The following is a 22,012-nucleotide window of genomic DNA, read 5'->3' on the forward strand; positions in this document are numbered from 1 at the left end:
GGACTCAGGCGCTCCGCGTGTCCGGCGCTATCGCGGGGCCGCACCGTCGAGGCGACGGGTTTTCCCGGCTCACCGCGCCGCCCGTCCGCTTCCGCGAAACCTCCCATGCAACCGCCGAGGAGCTGAACCCCTATGCACAGCACGCTGATTGTCGCCCGGATGGCTGCCACCTCCAGCAACGACGTGGCGCGGCTGTTCGCCGACTTCGACGCGACGGACATGCCCCACCGCATGGGAACGCGGCGCCGCCAGCTGTTCTCCTACCGGGGCCTGTACTTCCACCTCCAGGACTTCGACGAGGACAACGGCGGCGAGCTGATCGAGGCCGCCAAGAGCGACCCGCGCTTCGTCCGGATCAGCGACGACCTCAAGCCGTTCATCGAGGCCTACGATCCGAAGACCTGGCGTTCGCCGGCCGACGCCATGGCCACCCGGTTCTACAACTGGGAGGCCTCCGCGTGAACCGGCGACGCGTCGTGATCACCGGCATCGAGGTGATCGCTCCCGGCGGGGTCGGCCGGGAGAACTTCTGGGACCTGCTGAGCAACGGCCGTACGGCCACGCGCGGCATCACCTTCTTCGACCCCACCCCGTTCCGTTCGCGGGTGGCCGCCGAAGCCGACTTCGACCCCTACGAGCACGGCCTGACCCCGCAGGAGGTGCGCCGCCTGGACCGGGCCGCACAGTTCGCCGTCGTCGCCTCGCGCGGCGCCGTGGCCGACAGCGGTATCGAGCTCGAGGCCCTGGACCCGCACCGCATCGGTGTCACCGTCGGCAGCGCGGTCGGCGCCACCATGGGCCTCGACGAGGAGTACCGGGTCGTCAGCGACGGCGGCCGGCTGGACGTCGTCGACCACACCTACGCCGTCCCGCACCTGTACTCCTACATGGTGCCCAGCTCGTTCGCCGCAGAGGTCGCCTGGGCCGTCGGCGCCGAGGGGCCGAGCACCGTGGTGTCCACCGGCTGCACATCCGGCATCGACTCCGTCGGCTATGCCGTGGAACTCGTCCGCGAGGGATCGGCGGACGTGGTGATCGCCGGCTCCTCCGATGCGCCGATCTCCCCGATCACCATGGCCTGCTTCGACGCGATCAAGGCGACCACACCGCGGCACGACGAGCCGGAGTGCGCATCCCGCCCGTTCGACGCCACCCGCAACGGGTTCGTCCTCGGCGAGGGCACGGCCTTCTTCGTCCTGGAGGAGCTGGAGAGCGCCCAGAAGCGCGGCGCGCACATCTACGCCGAGATCGCCGGATATGCCACCCGCTCCAACGCCTACCACATGACCGGTCTGCGTCCCGACGGCCTGGAGATGGCCGAGGCGATCAACCTGGCGCTGGAGGAGGCCCGGTTGAACCCGGAGGCGATCGACTACATCAACGCCCACGGGTCGGGCACCAAGCAGAACGACCGGCACGAGACCGCCGCGTTCAAACGCAGCCTCGGCGAGCACGCCTACCGCACGCCCGTCAGCTCCATCAAGTCGATGGTCGGGCACTCCCTGGGCGCGATCGGTTCCATCGAGATCGCCGCCTCGGCCCTGGCCATGGAGTACGACGTCGTTCCGCCCACAGCCAACCTGCACACCCCGGACCCCGAGTGCGATCTCGACTACGTGCCCGTGATCGCCCGCGACCAGCTGATCGACGCGGTGCTCACCGTCGGCAGCGGGTTCGGCGGCTTCCAGAGCGCCATGGTGCTGGCCAGCCCGGAGAGGAGCCTCGTATGACCCCCTCGGTGGTCGTGACAGGCCTGGGTGTCACGGCACCCAACGGCCTGGGCACGCAGGACTACTGGTCGGCGACGCTGAGCGGGAAGCACGGCATCGGCCGCATCACCCGCTTCGACCCGTCCGCCTATCCGGCCCGGCTGGCCGGCGAGGTGCCCGGGTTCGTACCGGAGGAGCACCTGACCAGCCGGCTGCTGCCGCAGACCGACCGGGTGACACGGCTGGCGCTGGTCGCGACCGACTGGGCCCTGAAGGACGCCGGCGCGGATCCGAAGAGCATCCCGGAGTTCGACATGGGCGTCATCACGGCGTCCGCGGCGGGCGGTTTCGAGTTCGGCCAGGGCGAGCTGCAGAACCTGTGGAGCCGGGGCAGCCAGTACGTGTCCGCCTACCAGTCCTTCGCCTGGTTCTACGCCGTCAACAGCGGCCAGATCTCCATCCGCAACGGCATGAAGGGCCCCTCCGGAGTCGTCGTCAGCGACGGTGCGGGCGGCCTGGACGCCGTCGCGCAGGCCCGTCGGCAGATCCGCAAGGGCACTCCGCTGATCGTCACCGGGGCCGTCGACGCCTCGATCTGCCCGTGGGGCTGGGTCGCCCAGCTGACCACCGGGAAGCTGTCCACCAGCGACGAACCGACCCGCGCCTACCTGCCCTTCGACCGGGACGCGCGCGGCTACGTGCCCGGTGAGGGCGGCGCCATCCTCATCGCCGAGGACGCCGAGGCCGCCCGCGCCCGCGGCGCCCGCGTGTACGGCGAGATCGCCGGCTACGGCGCGACGATCGACCCGCGCCCGGGCAGTGGCCGCGAGCCGGGCCTGCGCAAGGCCATCGAGATCGCCCTCGGCGACGCCGGGGCGGCCGCCGCGGACATCGACGTGGTCTTCGCCGACGGCGCCGGCGACCCCGCCGGGGACCTCTCCGAGGCACAGGCGATCAGCGGCGTCTTCGGCGACCGCGGTGTACCGGTGACCGTGCCGAAGACCATGACCGGACGCCTGTACTCGGGGGCGGCGCCGCTGGACCTGGCCGCCGCCTTCCTCTCCATCCGGGACGGCGTCATCCCTCCGACCGTGCACATCGAACCGTGCACCGACTACCCGCTCGACCTGGTCCTCGCCGAGCCCCGCGAAGCCCGAGTGCGCACCGCGCTCGTCCTGGCCCGCGGCAACGGCGGCTTCAACTCCGCCATGGTCGTGCGCGCCGCCTGACGCACCCGCCCACGCACAGCCCGAACCACATACGAAAGGACCCACCATGGCCAGCAAGCTGTTCACCCTTGAGGACCTCAAGCGCACCCTGCGGGAGGCCGCGGGCGTGGCCGAGGGCGTCGACCTGGACGGCGACATCCTGGACACCGAGTTCGATGTGATCGGCTACGAGTCCCTCGCGCTGCTGGAGGCCGGCAGCCTCATCGAGCGCGAGTACGGCATCTCCCTGGACGAGGAGGCCGTCGGCGAGGCCAACACGCCGCGCGCCTTCATCGAGGTCGTCAACGCACAGCTCGCCCCCGCCCAGGCTGCCTGAAAGGGACCGGACATGACGCAGGACACCACCCCCAGGGTCGCCGTCGTCACCGGTGCCACCAGCGGCATCGGACTGGCCGCGGCCCGTCTGCTGGCCACACAGGGCCACCAGGTCTTCATCGGCGCGCGTAACGCCGAGAACATCGCCGCCACCGTCAAGGACCTCCAGGCCGAGGGACTGGAGGTCGACGGTGCCGTCGTCGACGTCCGCGACAGCGCCTCGGTGGAGTCGTTCGTGCAGGCCGCCGTCGACCGCTTCGGCACCGTCGACGTCCTGGTGAACAACGCCGGCCGCTCCGGCGGCGGCGTGACCGCCGACATCCAGGACGAGCTGTGGCAGGACGTCATCGAGACGAACCTCAACAGCGTCTTCCGGATGACCCGCGCGGTCCTCAACACCGGTGGCATGCGCTCCAAGGACCGCGGCCGGATCATCAACGTCGCCTCGACCGCGGGCAAGCAGGGCGTCGTCCTCGGCGCCCCCTACTCGGCGTCCAAGCACGGCGTCGTCGGCTTCACCAAGGCCCTCGGCAACGAGCTCGCGCCGACCGGCATCACCGTCAACGCGGTCTGCCCCGGCTATGTGGAGACCCCGATGGCCCAGCGCGTGCGCCAGGGTTACGCGGCCGCCTACGACACCACCGAGGACGCCATCCTCGAGAAGTTCCAGGCGAAGATCCCGCTCGGCCGCTACTCCACGCCCGAGGAGGTCGCCGGCCTCATCGGCTACCTGGCCTCCGACACGGCCGCCTCCATCACCTCGCAGGCCCTCAACGTCTGCGGTGGCCTGGGCAACTTCTGACGTTCGCCGCCCCTCCTACACCACCGAGGAGAACCTCATGACCACGCGTGAGGTCGAGCACGAGATCACCATCGACGCCCCGGCCGCCGCGGTCTACCAGTTGCTCGCGGACGTGACCAACTGGCCGCGGATCTTCCCGCCCACCATTCACGTCGACCGGATCGAGGCGCAGGGCGACGAGGAACGGATCCGTATCTGGGCCACCGCCAACGGCCAGCCCAAGGACTGGACCTCGCGCCGCACCCTGGACGCCGACGCCCTCACCATCACCTTCCGCCAGGAGATCCCGGCGCCGCCCGTCAAGCACATGGGCGGCACCTGGATCATCGAGCCGCTCGGCGACAGCAGCTCCCGGGTCAGGCTGCTGCACGACTACAGCGCCATCGGCGACGACCCGCACGACCTGCTGTGGATCGAGCGGGCCGTCGACAAGAACAGCACCTCCGAGCTGGCCGCGCTGAAGGAGAACGTCGAGCGCGTGCACGCCGCCGACACCGAGGAGCTGACCTTCTCCTTCACCGACACCGTGCGGATCGCCGGCAGCGCCAAGGACGTCTTCGACTTCATCAACGAGGCCGACCAGTGGGCCGAGCGGCTCCCGCACGTCGCCGTCGTACGCCTCACCGAGGACACGCCGGGCCTGCAGGAACTGGAGATGGACACCCGCGCCAAGGACGGCTCGGTGCACACCACCAAGTCGTACCGGGTCGTCTTCCCGCACCACAAGATCGCCTACAAGCAGGTCACCCTCCCCGCCCTGATGACCCTGCACACCGGCGAGTGGACCTTCGTGGAGGACGAGGAGGGCACCGCGGCCTCCTCCCAGCACACCGTCACCATCAACACCGAGAACATCGCCCGCATCCTCGGCGCCGACGCCACCGTCGCCGACGCCCGCGAGTACGTGCACTCCGCGCTGTCCACCAACAGCCGCGCCACTCTCTCCCACGCCAAGGCCTACGCCGAGCAGAAGAAGGCCTGACGTGCCCGCGGACACCATCGAGGCCGACGTCGTCGTCGTCGGGGCCGGACCCGTCGGGCTCATGCTCGCCGGGGAACTGGCCCACGGCGGCGTCGACGTGGTCCTCGTCGAGAAACGGCGCGGCCCCAACACCGAGTCGCGGGCCTCCACCCTGCACGCCCGCACCATGGAGATCCTCAACAGTCGCAGGCTGCTGCCCGACTTCGGCGACCCGCCCAACGAACCGCGCGGCCACTTCGGCGGCATCCCCATGGACCTGACCCTGCCCACCTCGCACCCGGGGCAGTGGAAGGTGCCCCAGACCAAGACCGAGGCGGTCCTGGAGGAGTGGGTGCTGTCGCTGGGCGCCGAACTGCGGTGCAAACACGAGCTGCTCGCCGTGCAGGACAAGGGGGACCGGGTCGAAGGCGAGGCGCTCGGCCACGACGGGGTACGGCGCCGGGTGCGCGCCCGCTACCTGGTGGCCTGCGACGGCGAGGACAGCACCGTACGGCGGCTGATCGGTGCCGACTTCCCCGGCCAGGACGCCGGCCGTGAACTGCTGCGCGCCGACGTCGAGGGCATCGACATCCCCAACCGGCGCTTCGAACGGCTGGAGAACGGGCTGGCCATCGCCGCGCGCCGCCCCGACGGCGTCACCCGCGTGATGGTCCACGAGTTCGGCTCGACCGCCCATGGCCGCGACGGCGAGGTCCGCTTCGAGGACGTCGTCACCGTCTGGAAGCGGGTGACCGGCGAGGACATCAGCGGCGGCACACCGCTGTGGGTCAACTCCTTCGGTGACGCCTCCCGCCAGCTCACCCAGTACCGGCACGGCCGGATCCTGTTCGCGGGCGACGCCGCCCACCAGCAGATGCCCATCGGCGGGCAGGCCCTCAACCTCGGCCTGCAGGACGCGTTCAACCTCGGCTGGAAACTGGCCCTGCACGTGCGCGGCAAGGCCCCGGCCGAGCTGCTCGACACCTACCACGACGAACGCCACGCGGTGGGCCGCAGAGTCCTGGCCAACATCCGGGCCCAGGCGCTGCTGCTGCTCGGCCCGCCCGGCGTGGAACCCCTGCGGACACTGCTCACCGAGCTGATCGCCCAGGAGGACGTACGCACCCACCTCGCGGGCATGATCAGCGGCCTGGACCTGCGCTACGACCTCGACGGTCCGGCGCACCCACTGCTCGGTGCCCGGCTGCCGTACACCACGCTGCGCATCGGCCCGCGGCGCGTGGACTCCGGCCACCTGCTGCGCACCGGCGGAGGCGTGCTGGTGGACCTGCACGGCCAGCTGGCCGACCTGCCCCTGGCCGACGGCTGGTCGGACCGCGTGAGCCGAGTGGCGGCCCTGCCGGAGTCGGCCGGGGCGTGGGAGGGCGCCGGCCGGGTCCTGCTGCGGCCGGACGGCCATGTCGCCTGGGCGGGCACCGGCGAGGAAGGACTGGCCGAGGCACTTCGGCGCTGGTTCGGCCCCCCGCAGTGAACCGGCCGTCCGACGGCTCTTTCTCCCGGGCACCACCGCAACTCGTCAGCGATGCATCTGCAGAAAGGGAAAACCATGGAAGGGACAGCGGTGGACACCGATGTCGTCATCGTGGGTGCAGGCCCCACCGGCCTGATGCTCGCGGGGGAACTGGCCCTCGGCGGCGCCCGCGTCGTCGTCGTGGAGAAGCTGGTCGAGCCCACCATGCAGTCGCGTGGCCTCGGCTTCACCGCCCGCACGATGGAGACGTTCGACCAACGCGGACTGCTGCCCCGCTGGGGTGGCCTGGAGACCATGCCGGTCGGGCACTTCGGCGGAGTGCAGTTCGACTACACCGCGCTGCCGGACGCTCACTTCGGTGCGCGCGGCGTGTTGCAGTGGAGGACCGAGGAAGTCCTCGAGAAGTGGGCCACGGAGCTCGGCGCGGACATCCGGCGGGGCTGGGAGTTCAGTGAGCTGGCCGACGGCTTCCTCGATGGCGACAGCGTGGAGATCGCCCTGGACACTCCCGACGGGCCGCAGCGGTTGCGCGCCTCCTACCTGGTGGGCTGCGACGGCTCGCGCAGCCGCATCCGCAAGGCGGCCGGTTTCGGCTTCCCCGGCACCCCGGCCACCCGGAAGATGTACGTTGCCGACGTCGTCGGCTGCGACCTGCGCCCGCGCTACCTCGGTGAGCGGCTGCCCAAGGGCATGGTCATGGTCGGCCCGTTGGGCGACGGCGTGGACCGGGTCATCGCCTGCCCCCACGGCACACCGGCCAGCGACCGCGACGCGATCGTCCCGTTCGAGGAGGTCGCCGACGCCTGGCAGCACATCACCGGGGAGGACATCCACCACGGCGGTGCGAAGTGGGTCAGCTCCTTCACCGACGCCACCCGCCAGGCCTCCGAGTACCGGCGCGGGCGGGTCTTCCTCGCCGGCGACGCCGCCCACATCCACCTGCCGGCCGGCGGGCAGGGACTGAGCACCGGTGTGCAGGACGCGGCCAACCTCGGCTGGAAGCTGGCCCTGGCCGTCCGGGGCCAGGCCCCGGAGGGACTGCTCGACACCTACCACCGTGAGCGTCACCCGGCGGGCGAGCGGCTCCTGATGAACACCCGCGCGCAGGGCATGATCTTCCTCGGCGGTGAACAGGCGGACCCGCTGCGGGAGCTGTTCACCGAACTCGTCCAGTACGACGACGTCAAGAAGCACCTCGCGGGCATCGTCAGCCACCTCGACATCCGCTACGACCTCGGTGAGGAGGCGGGCGGCCATCCGCTCGTGGGCCGCAGGATGCCGCCGCGGCCCCTGGCCGACGCGGGGGGCGAGACCACCCGGATCACCGAACTGCTCCACCCCGGCCACGGCGTGCTGCTGGACCTCGCCGACGACCTGGGCGTACGGCAGACGGCGGCCGCCTGGCAGGGCCGTGTCGAGGTGGCGACCGTGACTCCGGCGGACACCGTCGGCACCGAGCAGCTGGCCGGGGCCACGGCGCTCCTGGTCCGCCCCGACGGCTACGTCGCCTGGGCCGGCACCTCATCGGCGCAGGGCCTGGAGACCGCCCTGGAGCGCTGGTTCGGCCCGGCCGACTGAGACCGGCCTGTGCAGCCGGGGCCTTCGCCGATCCCCCGTCACATGGCGAAGGCCCCGGCTGTTTCGTGCGCTCCGTGATCGAGGGCACGGCGATTCCAGGCACGCCCGGACGCGCCCGTACAAGTCACTGCCGGTACGAGCAAGGCCCCGGCCGCGTGCCCTTTCGGGGCGGCGGCCGGGGCCCGTGCAAGCGGGGGCGGGGCGGTCAGGCGGGCACGGCTTCGACGATGGACACTGCGGCGGCCGTCTCGACGACGCGCTCCAGCCGGAAGCCGGCGCGGGACAGCAGGTCGGCGTACTGCGTGGCGGTCCGCTCCCGGCCGCCGACGAGCAGCATCAGCCACAGGTCGACCAGCTTGCCCGAATGCGGCTGGTCGCCCTGCTCCGGCACGACCATCTCGACCAGCAGCAGCCTGCCGTCAGGCTTGATGGCCGCCCGCACGTTCCGCAGGATGCGCAGCGCCTCCGCCTCGGGCCAGTCGTGCACGATGTGCTTGAGGACGTAGGCGTCGGCGCCGGCGGGCACCGGGCCGAACAGGTCGCCGGCCACGGTCGTACAGCGGTCCGCGACGCCCTGCTCCCGCAGGAATCCTGCGGCCCCGTTGCCCTCGACCCGCGGGTCGTACAGGACGCCGCGCGTGCCGGGGGCCTGCTGCAGGATGCCCGCCAGCAGTCCGCCCTGCCCACCGCAGAAGTCCAGCACGGTGCCGAACCGGGAGAAGTCGTAGGCGGCGACGACGGGGACGGTCTCGGTGGCGGACATGTTGCCCATGCCGTTGATGAACACCGCGCCGTACTCGGGGTTGCTCTCCAGGTATTCGAAGGCACTCATGCCGCGGAGCTTGGGCAGGCTCGGCTCGCCGGTGACCACGGTCTCCAGGAAGGACCCCCAGTCCTCCCAGTGGATCGGATGCCCCATCAGCAGCGCGATGTCCCGCATCGTCATCGGGTGATCGGCACGCAGCGCGTCCCCGAGCGGGGTCAGCGCGTACGTGCCGTCCTCGCCGGTGCTGAATACGCCCTGGCTGGCGAGCAGCCGCAGCACCCGGCCGAGTGCGTCGGCGTTGGCGCCGACGCGCCCGGCGATCTCCTCGGCGCCGAGCGGGCCGTCGGCCAGTGCCTCGGCCACCCGCAGTTCGGCGGTGACCCGCAGGGCCTGCGTCACCATCGAACCCATGATCAACTCAAGCAGTGAGAACGGCGGCGGAGCCATGTCGCGGACCTGCTTCTGCAGTTCCGCCCGCTGTTTCTCCAGGCCGCGGACGACGGACGGGGGCGGCAGTTCGGGCATGCGATTCCTCCCGGGTGCGATTCACCGGCATTTATGTCCCAGCCGCCGAACGGGCAAGGGACCCGTAGGCCCACGATAGGAATCGATTTCGCGGCCCGGTCGAGGCGTGCTCGAATTTTCATCGTGTCCGGATTCAGTCTGTTTAACTGCGGAAAATCCGCGGTCAGTCACCCCCTTCGACTCTCTATGGTGGCGCAGGTTTCGCATCCGCTCTCCGAATTCTCGGGGGAGACATGCAGCGAAGGAGAGACATGTCGAATTCACGCAGCTCCTGGAAGAAGATCCTGCCGACCGCGGCGGCCGCGGCCATGGTGGCCGCCCCCCTGGCCGTCGCACCCGCCCACGCGGACACCACGACCCTCGAGGCCAAACTGACGGTCGTCGCCGACGGCCTGAAGAACCCGCGCGGCATCACCGCCCAGTCCGACGGCTCCGTGCTGGTCGCCGAGGCCGGCGAGGGCCTGGCCGGCTGCGCCGCGGGCACCCGCTGCGTCGGCAGCACCGGCGCCATCTACAAGCTGTCGGCCTCCGGATCCGGCAAGCGCGTGGTCACCGGCCTCGCCTCCACCGCGGTCGGCGCCGCCGACCCGACCACCGTCAACGCCTCCGGCCCCGCCGACGTCGAACGCGACACCGCGAACGGCGGCTACGACATCCTGTCCTGCTTCGGCGGCCCCGGCACCACCGCCCTGCGCGACTCGCTCGGCGCCACCGCCAAGACCCTCGGCACCCTCTTCCGTACCAGCGACAACAAGATCCTCGGTGACCTGGTCGCCCACGAGACCAACCTGAACCCCGACGGCGCCGACGTCAACGGCAACCCGTGGCGGTTCGTGCGCAGCGGCTCCGGCTTCCTCGCCACCGACGCCGGCTCCAACGACGTGATCTCCGTGCCGGGCAACGGCACCACCTCCACGCAGTACGTGATGCCGACCAACGGCACCGCCCAGGCGGTGCCCACCGGCATCCTCAAGGCCTCGGACGGCACCCTGTACATCTCCGACATGGGCGGCGGCCAGGTCGGCGGCTCGCGCATCTGGAAGGTGGCGCCCGGCCAGCAGCCGCAGGTCTTCGTCTCCGGCCTGACCAACATCACCGACATCGCCTTCGACGGGAAGGGCGGCCTGCTCGCCCTGTCGTACAGCTCCTCGTCGCTGTCCCAGGCACCGACGGCGGGCTCGCTGTCGAAGATCGACCTCAGCACCAAGACGGTCACCACCATCCCGACCGGCACCCAGCTCCAGCAGCCGAACGGCGTCGGCGTCGACGCCTACGGCGAGGTGTACGTCACCAACCACAGCGTCGGTACCAACGGCCAGCTGGTGCGCATCGACTACTGACAGCAGAGGCGTGCCACGCACCGCCTCCTCCTCGCGGCCCCGCCGGGATCCCCCACCGGCGGGGCCGTCGTCGTGTACGCGCCCGTGCCGGGTCAGGGCGGCGAAACCGTGCCGACGCGTAGCGCACGTGGTGGTGGAGCGGTGGCCGGGACTCCATTGGGGAACAACTCGGCGGCCGCTCGAGTGCGGCCGGAGAGGAGCGGCTGTCGGCCGCGCGGGTCGGCATTCTGGCCGGGCATCCGCTTGCGCGGACCGATATCCGACGTACCAGGAGGCCGTTCGTGTCCGTACCCTCCCAGACACCCGCCGCAGCAGGACCCACAGGGGTGTGGCTGGTCGGCGCCCGCGGCTCGGTCGCCACCACGACCATCGCCGGCTGCGCCGCGCTGGCGGCAGGGCTGCTGCCGCCCACCGGCCTGGTCACCGAGACACCTCCGTTCGCCCGTAGCGGCCTGCCGGCCCTCTCCTCCCTGGTCTTCGGCGGCCACGACACGGCCGACGGCCCGCTGACCAAGCGCGCCGAACAACTCGCCGCCCAGGGCGTGCTGCCGCACTGGCTGCCCGCCGCCGTGCACGGCGAGCTGACCGCCGCCGACAGCCGCGTCCGCCCCGGCGGGCCGCAGCCCGGCGACGACCGCGGCCCCGAGGAACTGATCACCGCGTTCGCCACGGACATACGGGAATTCGTCCACAGCACCGGCGTCGCCCGCACCGTCGTGGTGAACGTCGCCTCCACCGAGCCCGCCCCCGGCTCGGGCGAATGGCCCGCCAGCTCCCTGTACGCGGCGGCCGCCCTGCGCGTCGGCTGCGCCTACGTCAACTTCACCCCCTCCACCGGTCTGCGCCACCCGCAACTGGCTGCCGCGGCAAGGGACTCGGGACTTCCGTACACCGGCCGTGACGGCAAGACCGGGCAGACGCTGCTGCGGTCGGTGCTGGCGCCGATGTTCGGCCAGCGGGCGCTGACGGTACGGGCCTGGTCGGGCACGAACCTGCTCGGTGGGGGCGACGGCGCCTCGCTCGCCGACCCGGCGGCCGCCGCGGCGAAGAACGCCGGCAAGGAACGGGTGCTCGTCGACAACCTCGGCGCACTGCCCGCGGGCGAGGTCCACATCGACGACGTACCGGCTCTCGGGGACTGGAAGACGGCATGGGACCACGTCGCCTTCGACGGCTTCCTCGGCACCCGCATGGTGCTGCAGACCATCTGGCAGGGCTGCGACTCCGCCCTCGCCGCGCCGCTCGTGCTGGACCTCGCGCGGCTGCTGGCCCGCGCCCACGAGGTGGGCCTGACCGGGCCGCGCCCCGAACTCGGTTTCTACTTCAAGGACCCCGACGGTGACAGCGCCTCACTGTCCGAGCAGTACGCCGCTCTGCTGGCGTTCGCCGAGCGGCTGGGGGAGTCCCGGTGAGCCTCGCACCGGCCAGAGCGGCCTGGCGACCGCGCCACCCAGGGGCCCCGTTCCCCGCCCTCGCGCACGCGGCCTCCACGGCCGCCCGCGGTGACCGCCGTACCGCACGGCCGGCGCTGCCGGCCAGGGCCACCGCCCATGCCTGGGCCGAACTGCTGCGGCTGCCCGCGGTGTTCACCGTACCTGGTGACGTGCTGGCCGGCACGGCGGCCGTGGGCGCCCGGACCGGCCGGGCGACGCTGTTCGCGGTGGGCGCCTCCGTGTGCCTGTACGAGGCCGGCATGGCCCTCAACGACTGGGCGGACCGGGACGAGGATGCCGTGGCGCGTCCGCACCGGCCGCTGCCCTCGGGCCGGATCCACCCGCAGACCGCCTTCGTGGCGGCGGCCACGCTGACCGCGGCGGGCGTGGCCCTGGCGGCCTGCGCGGGACGGCGGGCCCTCACCGTCGCCGCGCCGCTGGCGGCCACGGTGTGGGCGTACGACCTGAAGCTGAAGCACACCCCGGCGGGCCCCGTGGCGATGGCCGCCGCCCGCGGCCTGGACCTGCTGTTGGGCGCGGCAGCCGCGGACCGGCCGCTGCGCCCGGCCCTCGCCCCGGCGACCGCCCTGGCCTGCCACACCAGTGCGGTGACCCTGGTGTCCCGCCGAGAGGCCGAGGGCGGCTCGGTGACGGCCCCCCTGGCGGCCCTGGCCGCGACCGCGGCAGTGACCGGGACCCTCCTTCGCACGGGCGGACACCGGGCGCGCGGCGTGCGGGCGGCGGACACCGGACACGCGATGCGCGGGACGGTGCCCCCAGCCCCGCGAGGGCGTGGTGCGGTCCGCGGCGGGCACCTCGCGGGACCGGTCGGTACGGGCGAGGTCGTACGGGCGGCGCTGGCGGCCGGCTATACGGCCACCGTCGCCCGGCCGCTGCTGCACGCCGCACTGAACCCGTCCCCCGCGCTGACCCAGCGGGCGGTCGGCGCCGGCATCCGGGCCACGGTCTGTCTCCAGGCGGCCCTGGCCGCGCGGGCCGGCGCGCCCGGTACCGGGCTGCTGACCGCGGCTCTCGCCCCGCTCGCGGCCCGCCTGGCGCGGAAGGTGAGCCCCACATGAGCCGGCTGCGCCTGGGATACGGCACGAACGGGCTGACCGACCTGCGGCTGGAGGACGCCCTGGCGTTGCTGGCCGACCTCGGCTACGACGGCGTCGGCCTGACCCTCGACCACATGCATCTCGACCCCCTCGCCCCCGACCTGGCCGCCCGCACCGGCCGCACCGCACGGCGCCTGGCCCGGCTCGGCCTCGAGGTCACCGTGGAGACCGGCGCCCGCTACGTCCTCGACCCGCGCCGCAAACACGGCCCCACCCTGCTGGACGAAGACGAGGACGCCCGGTGGATGCGGATACGGCTGCTGATCCGCGCCGTACGCGTCGCCGCCGACCTCGGCGCGCACGCCCTGCACTGCTTCAGCGGCGTACGGCCCGACGGCGTCGACACCGACACCGCCTGGAAACGCCTGGCGGACTCGCTGGAACCGGTCCTCGACGTGGCGGACGAAACCGGCGTCCCACTTGCGGTCGAACCGGAACCCGGTCATCTGCTGGCCACCCTCGCCGACTTCCACCGGCTGCGCGCCGCCCTCGGTGACCCGCAACCGCTCGGCCTGACCCTCGACATCGGCCACTGCCAGTGCCTGGAACCCTCCGCGCCCGCCGACTGTGTCCGCGAGGCGGCGCCCTGGCTCCGGCACGTGCAGGTCGAGGACATGCGCCGCGGTGTCCACGAGCACCTGCCGTTCGGCGAGGGCGAGATCGACTTCCCGCCCGTGCTGGCCGCTCTCGCCGCGGCCGACTACCAGGGGCTGACCGTCGTCGAACTGCCCCGGCACTCCCACGCCGGGCCCGAACTCGCCGCGCGCTCCCTGGACTTCCTGCGAAACGGAGGCACGAAATGACCGCCGTCCAGCCCGAGACGGACGCCGGTGCCCACACCGGCCGACCCGATCCCGCCCTCTCCGGTCTCCACGCGGACGCCCGGCACTGGCTGGCCCGCGCCCGTGCCCAGGCCGCCGCCCGCGAGCCCGGATGGGAACTGCGCTTCGCGGAGGCCGGCCGCCGCTGCGGCGCCCTCGCCGACTCCGCACGGGTGGAGCTGCTGACCGCCGCCCGGCCCGACGCGGCCACCGTGACCCTGCTGTACCGGCAGGGCACGGCCGCAGAGCGCCGAGCGGTCCTGCTGGCCCTGCCAGAGCTGGACCTCCCGGCCGGCCACGGCGTGCCGCTCGTCGAGGACGCCCTGCGCTCCAACGACACCAGCCTGCTGGCGGCGGCCGTCGGCCCCTACGCCGCCCGGCACTTCGACGCGCACACCTGGCGGCACGCCGTGCTCAAGTGCCTGTTCACCGGCGTGCCGGTGGCCCACGTCGCCGCCCTCGCCGACCGGGCCCAGGGAGACCCGGAACTCGCCCGGATGCTGCGCGCGTACGCCGCCGAGCGCACCGCCGCCGGCCGCGCGGTCCCCGACGACCTGCACCATGTGCTCGCCCTCACCGACAAGGAACGTTGATGCGCATCTTCGACCCGCACATCCACATGACGTCCCGCACCACCGACGACTACGAGGCGATGTACGCGGCAGGCGTCCGCGCGGTGGTCGAGCCCGCGTTCTGGCTGGGCCAGCCCCGCACCTCGGTCGCCTCCTTCCTGGACTACTTCGACGCGCTGCTCGGCTGGGAGCCGTTCCGCGCCGCCCAGCACGGCATCGCCCACCACTGCACGATCGCCCTCAACCCCAAGGAGGCCAACGACCCGCGCTGTCTGCCCGTCCTCGGCGAACTGCCGCGCTACCTCGTCAAGGACCAGGTCGTAGCGGTCGGTGAGATCGGCTACGACTCGATGACCCCGGCCGAGGACACCGCCCTGGAACACCAGCTGCAACTGGCCGCCGACCACGGGCTGCCGGCCCTGGTGCACACCCCGCACCGCGACAAGCTCGCCGGCCTGCGCCGCACCCTGGACGTCGTCTCGTCCTCCGCCCTGCCCATCGGGCACGTCCTGCTGGACCACCTCAACGAGACCACCGTGCGGGCCGCCAAGGACAGCGGCTGCTGGCTGGGCTTCTCCGTCTACCCCCACACCAAGATGGACGAGCGCCGCATGGTCGCCGTGCTCGAGGAGTTCGGCCCGGAGCGGGTGCTCGTCAACTCCGCCGCCGACTGGGGCAAGAGCGACCCGCTGAAGACCCGCAAGGTCGGTGAGGCCATGCTCGCCGCAGGCTTCACCGAGGACGACGTGGACCTGGTGCTGTGGCGCAACCCGGTCGCCTTCTACTCCCTCAGCGGCCGCCTCACCCTCGACGTCGCCACCACCGGCCCCACCCACGAGGGCAACTCCATCCTGCGCGGCGCCCCCGCGCAGGCCGTGCCCGCCGGGCGGTGAACCGTGCGGTTCCGCCACCCGGACGGCAGCGTCGTCCATCTCGCCTACTGCACCAACGTGCACCCCGCCGAGGACCTCGACGGCGTCCTCGCGCAACTGAGCACCTACTGCGCGCCCGTACGCCGCAGCCTGGGCGTGGACCGGCTCGGCATCGGTCTGTGGCTGGCCGCCGACGCGGCCCGCGCCCTCGACACCGATCCGCGCGCCCTGCACACCCTGCGCGGTGCTCTGGACCGCCACGGCCTGGAAGTCGTCACCCTCAACGGCTTCCCCTACCGGGGATTCGGCTCTGGTGAGGTGAAGTACCGGGTCTACCAGCCGGACTGGGCGCACCCCGAACGGCTCACCTACACGCTCGCGCTCGCCCGGGTGCTGGCCGCACTGCTGCCCGACGACGCCGTCGAGGGCACCATCTCCACCCTGCCGCTTGCCTGGCGCACCGCTGACGACCCCGCCCGCGCCGCACGCGCCCACGCGGCCCTCACCGAACTCACCGGCCGGCTCGACGACCTGGCCGCCGCCACCGGCCGCTCGGTCCGCGTCGCCCTGGAACCCGAACCGGGGTGCGTGGTGGAGACCTGCGCCGACGCCATCGGCCCGCTGACCGCCGTCGGCCATCAGCGCCTCGGCGTGTGCGTCGACACCTGCCACCTGGCCACCTCCTTCGAAGAGCCGGAGCCGGCCCTGACCGCCCTCACCTCCGCCGGAGTGCCGGTGGTCAAGGCCCAGCTGTCCGCGGCCCTGCACGCCGAACACCCCGACCGGCCCGAAGTACGCGCCGCGCTGGCCGCGTTCGACGAGCCGCGCTTCCTGCACCAGACCCGCGCCGCCACCCCCTCCGGCCTGCTGGGCACCGACGACCTCGGCACCGCCCTGGCCGGCGCCGCCCTGCCCTCCGACGCCCCTTGGCGAGCCCACTTCCACGTCCCGCTGCACGCCCGGCCGGCCGCACCGCTGACCTCCACGCTGCCCGTGCTGCGCCGCGCACTGGCCGTCCTGATCGGCGGCGCACAGCCGCTGACCAGGCACCTGGAGGTGGAGACGTACACCTGGCAGGTGCTGCCGCCCGAGCTGCGTCCGCGCGACGCCGCCGAGCTCGCCGACGGCATCGCCGCCGAACTGTCCCTGGCCCGCGACCTGCTGACCGACCACGGCCTCAAGGAACTGCCATGACCGAGCCCCAAGGGCCCGCACCCCTGCTCCTCCTCGACGTCGTCGGCCTCACCCCGAGGCTGCTCGCCCACATGCCCCGGCTCGCCGCCCTCGGCGAACAGGGCTCACGGGCCGCGCTGGACACGGTGCTGCCCGCGGTCACCTGCTCGGTACAGGCAACCTTCCTCACCGGCCGCACCCCCGCCGAACACGGCATCGTCGGCAACGGCTGGTACTTCCGCGACCTGGGCGAGATCCTTCTGTGGCGGCAGAGCCACCAGCTCATCGACGGCGAACGCGTCTGGGACGCCGCCCGCCGTACCGACCCCGGCTACACGGTCGCCAACATCTGCTGGTGGTACGCCATGGGAGCCGACACCGACTACACCGTCACCCCCCGGCCCGTCTACTACTCCGACGGCCGCAAGGAACCCGACTGCTACACCCGGCCCGCCGCACTCCACGACGAACTCACCGAACGCCTGGGCACCTTCCCGTTGTTCAGCTACTGGGGACCCGGCGCGGGCCTGGCCTCCTCGCGGTGGATCACCGAGGCCACCCGGTACGTGATGAGGTCCCGGAACCCCGACCTGACCCTGGCCTACCTGCCCCACCTCGACTACGACCTCCAGCGCTTCGGCCCCGACGACCCCCGCTCCCACCGGGCCGCCGCCGACCTCGACGCGGTCCTGGCACCCCTGCTGGACGACGCCCGCGCCCAGGGCCGTACGGTCGTCGCACTGTCGGAGTACGGCATCACGCCCGCCCGCCGCCCCGTCGACATCAACCGCGCCCTGCGCCGGGCGGGCCTGCTCCAGGTGCACACCCAGGACGGCATGGAGTACCTGGACCCGCACGCCTCCCGCGTGTTCGCCGTCGCCGACCATCAGATCGCCCACGTGTACGTGCGCCGGCCCGAGGACCAGGAAGTCGCCCGCGCGGTGCTGAAGGACCTGCCCGGCGTCGGCCTGCTCCTCGACGAGGACGGCAAGAAGGCGCACCACCTCGACCATCCGCGCTCCGGCGAACTCGTCGCCGTCGCCGAACCGGACGCCTGGTTCACCTACTACTACTGGCTCGACGACGCCCGTGCCCCCGACTTCGCGCCGCTCGTCGAGATCCACCGCAAGCCCGGCTACGACCCGGCCGAACTGTTCCTCGACCCGCTCGACCCGTACGTGCGCCTGCGCGCGGCCTCCGCGCTGGCCCGCAAGAAACTCGGCCTGCGCTACCGCATGTCCGTCGTCCCCCTGGACCCGTCCCCCGTACGTGGCACCCACGGCCGGCTGCCCACGAGCGACGACGACGCTCCGCTGCTGCTGTGCTCCGCGCCCGGAGCGACGCCCCCGCGACTCGCGGCCACCCAGGTCAAGCAACTCCTGCTCGACCTCGCCGGCCTGTCCGGCGACACCACGCGGACGGCTCCGGATCGGCAGGCCGTCGCCCGCCGCTGACCGGCACACCCGCCGTCTCGACCGGCCCCCCACCGGCGCTCCGGGCCCGGTCGAGACGGGGCCCCGACCATCGAAGGCGTCCGGTTTCCGGCTGTGGCCGAGAAGACTCGTATAAGGGGTCCCTGCCCGTGAAAAAGATTGCCTCGTCGGCCGCGCTGTCCGGGCGGGCCGAGCGGATAGCCACACGCACCCGCCCCGACAACTGGAAGAAGGCGCCGCGCCGCATCGAGAAGTCGGAGTGCATCACCTGCGACACCTGCCTGCGCAGCTGCCCCGAGGAGTTCGGGGCCATCTTCGACCGCGGCCTCGATGTCGTGATCATCCCGGAGCTGTGCTCGGGCTGCCCCGCGTGCGTCCTGGAGTGCCCCGTCGACTGCATCTACGTGGACGAGGACTGGACGCCGACCGACGAGACGATGTGGAACCACATCGAACTGACCGCCAAGGACACGTGATGAGCGGGGTGACCGGACGCGGCGAGTCCCGCCGCGAGATCAACGCACGCAAGCGGATCAGCCGGCGGCCCAGCCGCCTCGGCATACCCGCGGGCACGGTCAAACCGGACCGCGAGTTCGACCCCGAGGCAGGCTTCCCGGGCCTGCTGAAGCGGACCTGGCAGCGCGCCGAACAAGCCGACGACCTGAGCTCCTTCGTGGAAGTGCTGCTCACCCTCGACGGCCACGTGCCCGCCGACATCCAGCTGCGCGCGCTCAGTGCCCCCGAAGAGGCCGCACTGAAGGTGCTGTGCGGGCTGACCTGGCGCACCGGTACGGACAGCCGGAAGCTCGCCGGCGCCGGCGAGCCGGACGGCGAGGCGGCGTTCCTCGGCGAGATCGGCCTGTCCACTTCCGGCCGTGTCGTCCTGCGCGTGCCCTCCCAGAGGCCGCTGGACCGCGAAAACCTGGTCGGCGGCGTCCGCCGGGTGGCGTGGACCGCCGACCTCCTGCAGGCCTACGGGCAGGAGACGAAGGCCGCCGAGGAGCGGCTCGCCGAGACCGTGGCCGACTGCCGCAACTGGCTCGAGGAGCAGGGGCCCGACGGCCGCGACGACCTGCTGGAACAGGCTCGGGAGGCGGCGCTGCGCACCGCACCTTTCGTGCTCTACCAGCAGCAGCACCAGTACACGAACTTCCGTCAGGCGAACAACCTCACGGGCAAGACGCTGTGGCCCGGCCACCCGGACTGCGCGCTCAGCAGCCTGCGGGGCCTGCCGCTCGACCTGTGGTCGGACCAGGACGTCCAGCTGGTCGTGTGCCTGACCCTGCTCATCCGCTCGGCCGGCTTCGGCCGCGTCGAAGAGGCCAACGGCACGCAGCTGACGGTTGATCACGTAGCCCACATGCTGGAGCGGATCCGGCTCGGCTACAACACGATCCCGGGCGGCGTCCCGGTGCCGGCCGCCGCGTCCCCCACCGTCGCGGCCCTCGACGACCTCGCCCAGGCCCTGCGCGCCCGCCGTCAGGAAGCGGGCCGCAGCGCCCAGCTGTACCGCGAGATCCACGGCGCGCTGATGCACAAGATCGAGCGGGTGGCCAAGTCTCCCGGCGCCCGGGCCCGGGACCGCGAGGACGCGATGGTCGCGCGGCTCACCGACCGGCTGCCGCTGACCGGCACCACCCTCGCCGGGCTCGGCGACAGCCTCGCCGCCGCACCGGACTGGCTCGCCGAACCGCACGGTGACTTCGGCACCGGTCTGGAGCACCTGGTGTACGAGGCGGTCGCCGGGGCCACCGAGGTCTTCGAAGCCGACTTCACGATGAGCCGTGGCATGCGCTCCCTGCCCGCGCTCGTGGCGGCGCTGCGCGCGCAACGCTGGGCGGAGATCTGCGACTGGGACATCACCCGCTTCTTCTGCTGTGTGGTCCCGCACCCCAAGGCCGCACGGCACTTCGGCGACTCGACGGCGAACGTCGCCGACGCCGCCTGGGCGATGTCGTCGCGCATGCAGTACAACTCATGGCACTTCATCGCGGGCAACCTGCCCCGCACCGAAGAGGTCACCGCCCGCGATCACTTCGTCCCGCCGACCATCCCGGACGTCGCCTTCTACTCAGACCAGCACCACCACGGCCACGTCAACAACAAGGTGCGGTTCTCCATCCGCACCCCACAGGCCGTCGAGGTGGGCGGACGGGTCTTCAACGGCTTCATCGACCTCAGGCTGCTGCGCTGCGACGGCGTCCCCTTCGACGAGCAGGACCTGCTCGCCGCGCACCGGCTCTCCGCGTTCGTGGCCCGGGCCACCGGACTCGTCGCCGCCATGGCCGAGGCCGGCCGGCCCGTCGAGGTCACCGCCTTCGACTCCTCCTGGCACTTGTCGGCCATCGCGGGTGAAAAGCCCACGGCGGCTTCCGACGCGCCCGGGCAGGCCCTCCGTGCGTCCTGACGCGCACGGAGGACCTGGCCCCGTTCCGCACCCAGAGCGCTCTTGAAGGAGAGCCAGATGACCGCCCGCGGCATCAGCCACACCAAGGACCTCCTGTCCCGAGGAGACCTCACCGTCGTCGAACACGTCCGGTCCGTCCTGACCGCCATCCGCGAGCAGGACGCCCTGGACGCGTACGTCGCGGTCGCGGGCGAGGAGGCTCTGCAGGCCGCCGAGCAGGCCGATGCCCGCATCCGGGAGAAGGGCCGCGAGGCCTGGTGGGATCAGCCGCTGCTGGGCGTCACCGTCTCCGTCAAGGACCTGCTCCAGACCCGCGACCTGCCCACCACCCGAGGGTCGCTGCTGCCCAACGACCGCCCCCGCGAGGACGCGCCCGCGGTGGCACGGCTGCGTGCGGCCGGCGCCGTCGTCGTCGGCAAGACCACCACCTCGGAGTTCGGCTGGAGCGCCGCCACCGTCGGCCGCGTTGCCCCGCCCACCCGCAACCCCTACGACCCTCGGCTGACCGCCGGCGGCTCCAGCGGCGGGGCCGCCGCCGCGGTCGCCGCCGGACTGTGTGAGGGCTCGCTGGGCACCGACGGATCCGGTTCCATTCGTATCCCGGCCGCGTTCTGCGGTGTCGTCGGCTACAAGCCGTCGTACGGGAAGGTGCCGTACTTCCCCAACGGCGCCGACCGCCTCGCCCACCAGGGCCCACTCGCCCACAGCGTCGCCGACGCCGCCCTGCTCGGCCAGGTCATCGCCGGCCCGCACCCCGCCGACCCCGACTCCGGGCTCGGCTCCCTGGACTCCCCGCGCGATCTGCGGGCCCTGCGCATCGGCTGGATCGAGTACGAGGGCACCGATCCTGAGATCCGCCGGGTCACCGAACAGGGCAGGGACATCCTGGTGGCCGAGGGCCACCGCGTCGAGGACGTGGAGGTGCGCTGCCAGAACCTCTACCCGGCCGTCGTCGACATCCTCGCCGCGACCGAGGCGGCCGGCACCCCGCCCGAGCACGAGGCCTGGTGCGACCCGGGCCGGCTCGAGATCGTCCGCCACGGCCGCACCCTCAGCGGGGTGCGGGTCATCCAGGCCGAGGAGGTGCGGCAGAACCTGCGCGCCACCCTGCGCTCCGTCATGGACCGCTACGACCTGCTGGCCATGGCCACCGTGCCGATCGAGCCGTTCGCCGCCGACGCCATCGGCCCCTCCTGGGCGGCCGACCCCCGCGATCTGATGTGGCTGTCCTGGGCGCCGGCCTCGTACCCCTTCAACATGACCGGCCAGCCCGCCGTGTCCCTGCCCGCGGGCCTGACCCGCTCAGGGCTGCCGGCCGGCCTGCAACTCGTCGGCCCGGTCGGCGCCGACGACCTCGTCCTGACCGTGGCCCGCCGCCTGGAGGCCATGCTGGCACCGCTCCCACTCCCGCACCCGCCCGCGGCCGACCTCACCCCCGTCACCACCGGCGAAAGGACGCCCTGAAC

20 protein-coding genes are annotated in these 22,012 nt (G+C 72.5%); 19 read left to right on the plus strand and 1 reads right to left on the minus strand.

Annotation, left to right across the window (positions count from 1 at the left end; translation table 11 throughout):
- Positions 1–132 precede the first annotated feature (132 nt).
- The 8 genes from ACFYZQ_RS38115 to ACFYZQ_RS38150 all read left to right on the plus strand — a co-directional run bounded on the left by ACFYZQ_RS38115 (position 133) and on the right by ACFYZQ_RS38150 (position 8,086).
- Complete coding sequence (locus ACFYZQ_RS38115) at positions 133–462, plus strand: TcmI family type II polyketide cyclase (protein WP_389158409.1); 330 nt, start codon at positions 133–135, stop codon at positions 460–462.
- On the plus strand, positions 459–1,730 hold the full coding sequence (locus ACFYZQ_RS38120; protein WP_389158412.1) for a beta-ketoacyl-[acyl-carrier-protein] synthase family protein: 1,272 nt from the start codon (positions 459–461) through the stop codon (positions 1,728–1,730). The genes ACFYZQ_RS38115 and ACFYZQ_RS38120 overlap by 4 nt, the downstream gene beginning before the upstream one ends.
- Positions 1,727–2,938 carry a ketosynthase chain-length factor gene (locus ACFYZQ_RS38125; RefSeq protein ID WP_389158414.1) on the plus strand — a complete coding sequence of 404 codons (1,212 nt, stop codon included), beginning with the start codon at positions 1,727–1,729 and terminating at the stop codon, positions 2,936–2,938. The genes ACFYZQ_RS38120 and ACFYZQ_RS38125 overlap by 4 nt, the downstream gene beginning before the upstream one ends.
- Before the next feature lie 46 nt (positions 2,939–2,984).
- The gene (locus ACFYZQ_RS38130) at positions 2,985–3,254 is read left to right on the plus strand and encodes an acyl carrier protein (protein ID WP_389158416.1); all 270 of its coding nucleotides are present in this window, start codon (positions 2,985–2,987) and stop codon (positions 3,252–3,254) included.
- A 12-nt stretch (positions 3,255–3,266) separates the two neighbouring features.
- Positions 3,267–4,055, plus strand: coding sequence for a 3-oxoacyl-ACP reductase FabG (gene fabG / locus ACFYZQ_RS38135; protein WP_389158419.1), 789 nt, complete (start codon positions 3,267–3,269; stop codon positions 4,053–4,055).
- Positions 4,056–4,092: 37 nt separating this feature from the next.
- Positions 4,093–5,037, plus strand: a complete 945-nt coding sequence (locus tag ACFYZQ_RS38140) for an aromatase/cyclase (protein ID WP_389158421.1) — start codon at positions 4,093–4,095, stop codon at positions 5,035–5,037.
- Position 5,038: 1 nt separating this feature from the next.
- A complete protein-coding gene (locus tag ACFYZQ_RS38145; protein WP_389158423.1) occupies positions 5,039–6,508 on the plus strand; it encodes an FAD-dependent oxidoreductase in 1,470 nt (489 codons plus the stop codon).
- A gap of 75 nt (positions 6,509–6,583) precedes the next feature.
- The gene (locus ACFYZQ_RS38150) at positions 6,584–8,086 is read left to right on the plus strand and encodes an FAD-dependent monooxygenase (RefSeq protein WP_389158426.1); all 1,503 of its coding nucleotides are present in this window, start codon (positions 6,584–6,586) and stop codon (positions 8,084–8,086) included.
- Between the two features lie 205 nt (positions 8,087–8,291).
- Here the strand turns inward: ACFYZQ_RS38150 and ACFYZQ_RS38155 are convergent, their stop codons facing one another.
- The gene (locus tag ACFYZQ_RS38155; RefSeq protein ID WP_389158430.1) at positions 8,292–9,377 is read right to left on the minus strand and encodes a methyltransferase; all 1,086 of its coding nucleotides are present in this window, start codon (positions 9,375–9,377) and stop codon (positions 8,292–8,294) included.
- Between the two features lie 251 nt (positions 9,378–9,628).
- Here ACFYZQ_RS38155 and ACFYZQ_RS38160 point away from each other — a divergent pair, with 251 nt between their 5' ends.
- The 11 genes from ACFYZQ_RS38160 (at position 9,629) to ACFYZQ_RS38210 (ending at position 22,010) form a co-directional block, all read left to right on the plus strand.
- Complete coding sequence (locus ACFYZQ_RS38160) at positions 9,629–10,717, plus strand: ScyD/ScyE family protein (protein WP_389158433.1); 1,089 nt, start codon at positions 9,629–9,631, stop codon at positions 10,715–10,717.
- Positions 10,718–10,998: 281 nt separating this feature from the next.
- Positions 10,999–12,129 carry an inositol-3-phosphate synthase gene (locus ACFYZQ_RS38165; protein WP_389158436.1) on the plus strand — a complete coding sequence of 377 codons (1,131 nt, stop codon included), beginning with the start codon at positions 10,999–11,001 and terminating at the stop codon, positions 12,127–12,129.
- On the plus strand, positions 12,126–13,229 hold the full coding sequence (locus ACFYZQ_RS38170; RefSeq protein ID WP_389158439.1) for an SCO3242 family prenyltransferase: 1,104 nt from the start codon (positions 12,126–12,128) through the stop codon (positions 13,227–13,229). Before ACFYZQ_RS38165 ends, ACFYZQ_RS38170 begins: the two co-directional genes overlap by 4 nt.
- Positions 13,226–14,071: a sugar phosphate isomerase/epimerase family protein gene (locus ACFYZQ_RS38175; protein WP_389158442.1), complete on the plus strand. Its 846-nt coding sequence runs from the start codon at positions 13,226–13,228 to the stop codon at positions 14,069–14,071. The genes ACFYZQ_RS38170 and ACFYZQ_RS38175 overlap by 4 nt, the downstream gene beginning before the upstream one ends.
- Entirely contained in the window at positions 14,068–14,682 is a 615-nt protein-coding gene (locus ACFYZQ_RS38180) for an EboA domain-containing protein (RefSeq protein WP_389158445.1), read from the plus strand. Before ACFYZQ_RS38175 ends, ACFYZQ_RS38180 begins: the two co-directional genes overlap by 4 nt.
- Positions 14,682–15,554 carry a TatD family hydrolase gene (locus ACFYZQ_RS38185; RefSeq protein ID WP_389158448.1) on the plus strand — a complete coding sequence of 291 codons (873 nt, stop codon included), beginning with the start codon at positions 14,682–14,684 and terminating at the stop codon, positions 15,552–15,554. The genes ACFYZQ_RS38180 and ACFYZQ_RS38185 overlap by 1 nt, the downstream gene beginning before the upstream one ends.
- Before the next feature lie 3 nt (positions 15,555–15,557).
- Positions 15,558–16,727, plus strand: a complete 1,170-nt coding sequence (gene eboE, locus ACFYZQ_RS38190) for a metabolite traffic protein EboE (protein WP_389158451.1) — start codon at positions 15,558–15,560, stop codon at positions 16,725–16,727.
- Positions 16,724–18,160, plus strand: coding sequence for an alkaline phosphatase family protein (locus ACFYZQ_RS38195; protein ID WP_389158454.1), 1,437 nt, complete (start codon positions 16,724–16,726; stop codon positions 18,158–18,160). The genes eboE and ACFYZQ_RS38195 overlap by 4 nt, the downstream gene beginning before the upstream one ends.
- Before the next feature lie 128 nt (positions 18,161–18,288).
- Positions 18,289–18,615: a 4Fe-4S dicluster-binding protein gene (locus tag ACFYZQ_RS38200; protein ID WP_389158457.1), complete on the plus strand. Its 327-nt coding sequence runs from the start codon at positions 18,289–18,291 to the stop codon at positions 18,613–18,615.
- A complete protein-coding gene (locus tag ACFYZQ_RS38205; RefSeq protein ID WP_389158459.1) occupies positions 18,615–20,546 on the plus strand; it encodes a hypothetical protein in 1,932 nt (643 codons plus the stop codon). The genes ACFYZQ_RS38200 and ACFYZQ_RS38205 overlap by 1 nt, the downstream gene beginning before the upstream one ends.
- 57 nt (positions 20,547–20,603) lie before the next feature.
- Positions 20,604–22,010 (plus strand): amidase, encoded by a 1,407-nt coding sequence (locus tag ACFYZQ_RS38210; RefSeq protein ID WP_389158462.1) that lies wholly within the window; start codon positions 20,604–20,606, stop codon positions 22,008–22,010.
- Positions 22,011–22,012 lie beyond the last annotated feature (2 nt).

The organism is Streptomyces sp. NPDC001843 (assembly GCF_042891955.1).
In the GTDB taxonomy this organism is placed as follows: domain Bacteria; phylum Actinomycetota; class Actinomycetes; order Streptomycetales; family Streptomycetaceae; genus Streptomyces.

Coding starts and splice junctions, on each gene's coding strand:
- ACFYZQ_RS38115 (WP_389158409.1), top strand. CDS start 133: ATGCACAGCACGCTGATTGTCGCCCGGATGGCTGCCACCTCCAGCAAC.
- ACFYZQ_RS38125 (WP_389158414.1), top strand. CDS start 1,727: ATGACCCCCTCGGTGGTCGTGACAGGCCTGGGTGTCACGGCACCCAAC.
- ACFYZQ_RS38130 (WP_389158416.1), top strand. CDS start 2,985: ATGGCCAGCAAGCTGTTCACCCTTGAGGACCTCAAGCGCACCCTGCGG.
- fabG (WP_389158419.1), top strand. CDS start 3,267: ATGACGCAGGACACCACCCCCAGGGTCGCCGTCGTCACCGGTGCCACC.
- ACFYZQ_RS38140 (WP_389158421.1), top strand. CDS start 4,093: ATGACCACGCGTGAGGTCGAGCACGAGATCACCATCGACGCCCCGGCC.
- ACFYZQ_RS38150 (WP_389158426.1), top strand. CDS start 6,584: ATGGAAGGGACAGCGGTGGACACCGATGTCGTCATCGTGGGTGCAGGC.
- ACFYZQ_RS38155 (WP_389158430.1), bottom strand. CDS start 9,377: ATGCCCGAACTGCCGCCCCCGTCCGTCGTCCGCGGCCTGGAGAAACAG.
- ACFYZQ_RS38160 (WP_389158433.1), top strand. CDS start 9,629: ATGTCGAATTCACGCAGCTCCTGGAAGAAGATCCTGCCGACCGCGGCG.
- ACFYZQ_RS38175 (WP_389158442.1), top strand. CDS start 13,226: ATGAGCCGGCTGCGCCTGGGATACGGCACGAACGGGCTGACCGACCTG.
- ACFYZQ_RS38180 (WP_389158445.1), top strand. CDS start 14,068: ATGACCGCCGTCCAGCCCGAGACGGACGCCGGTGCCCACACCGGCCGA.
- ACFYZQ_RS38185 (WP_389158448.1), top strand. CDS start 14,682: ATGCGCATCTTCGACCCGCACATCCACATGACGTCCCGCACCACCGAC.
- ACFYZQ_RS38195 (WP_389158454.1), top strand. CDS start 16,724: ATGACCGAGCCCCAAGGGCCCGCACCCCTGCTCCTCCTCGACGTCGTC.
- ACFYZQ_RS38205 (WP_389158459.1), top strand. CDS start 18,615: ATGAGCGGGGTGACCGGACGCGGCGAGTCCCGCCGCGAGATCAACGCA.
- ACFYZQ_RS38210 (WP_389158462.1), top strand. CDS start 20,604: ATGACCGCCCGCGGCATCAGCCACACCAAGGACCTCCTGTCCCGAGGA.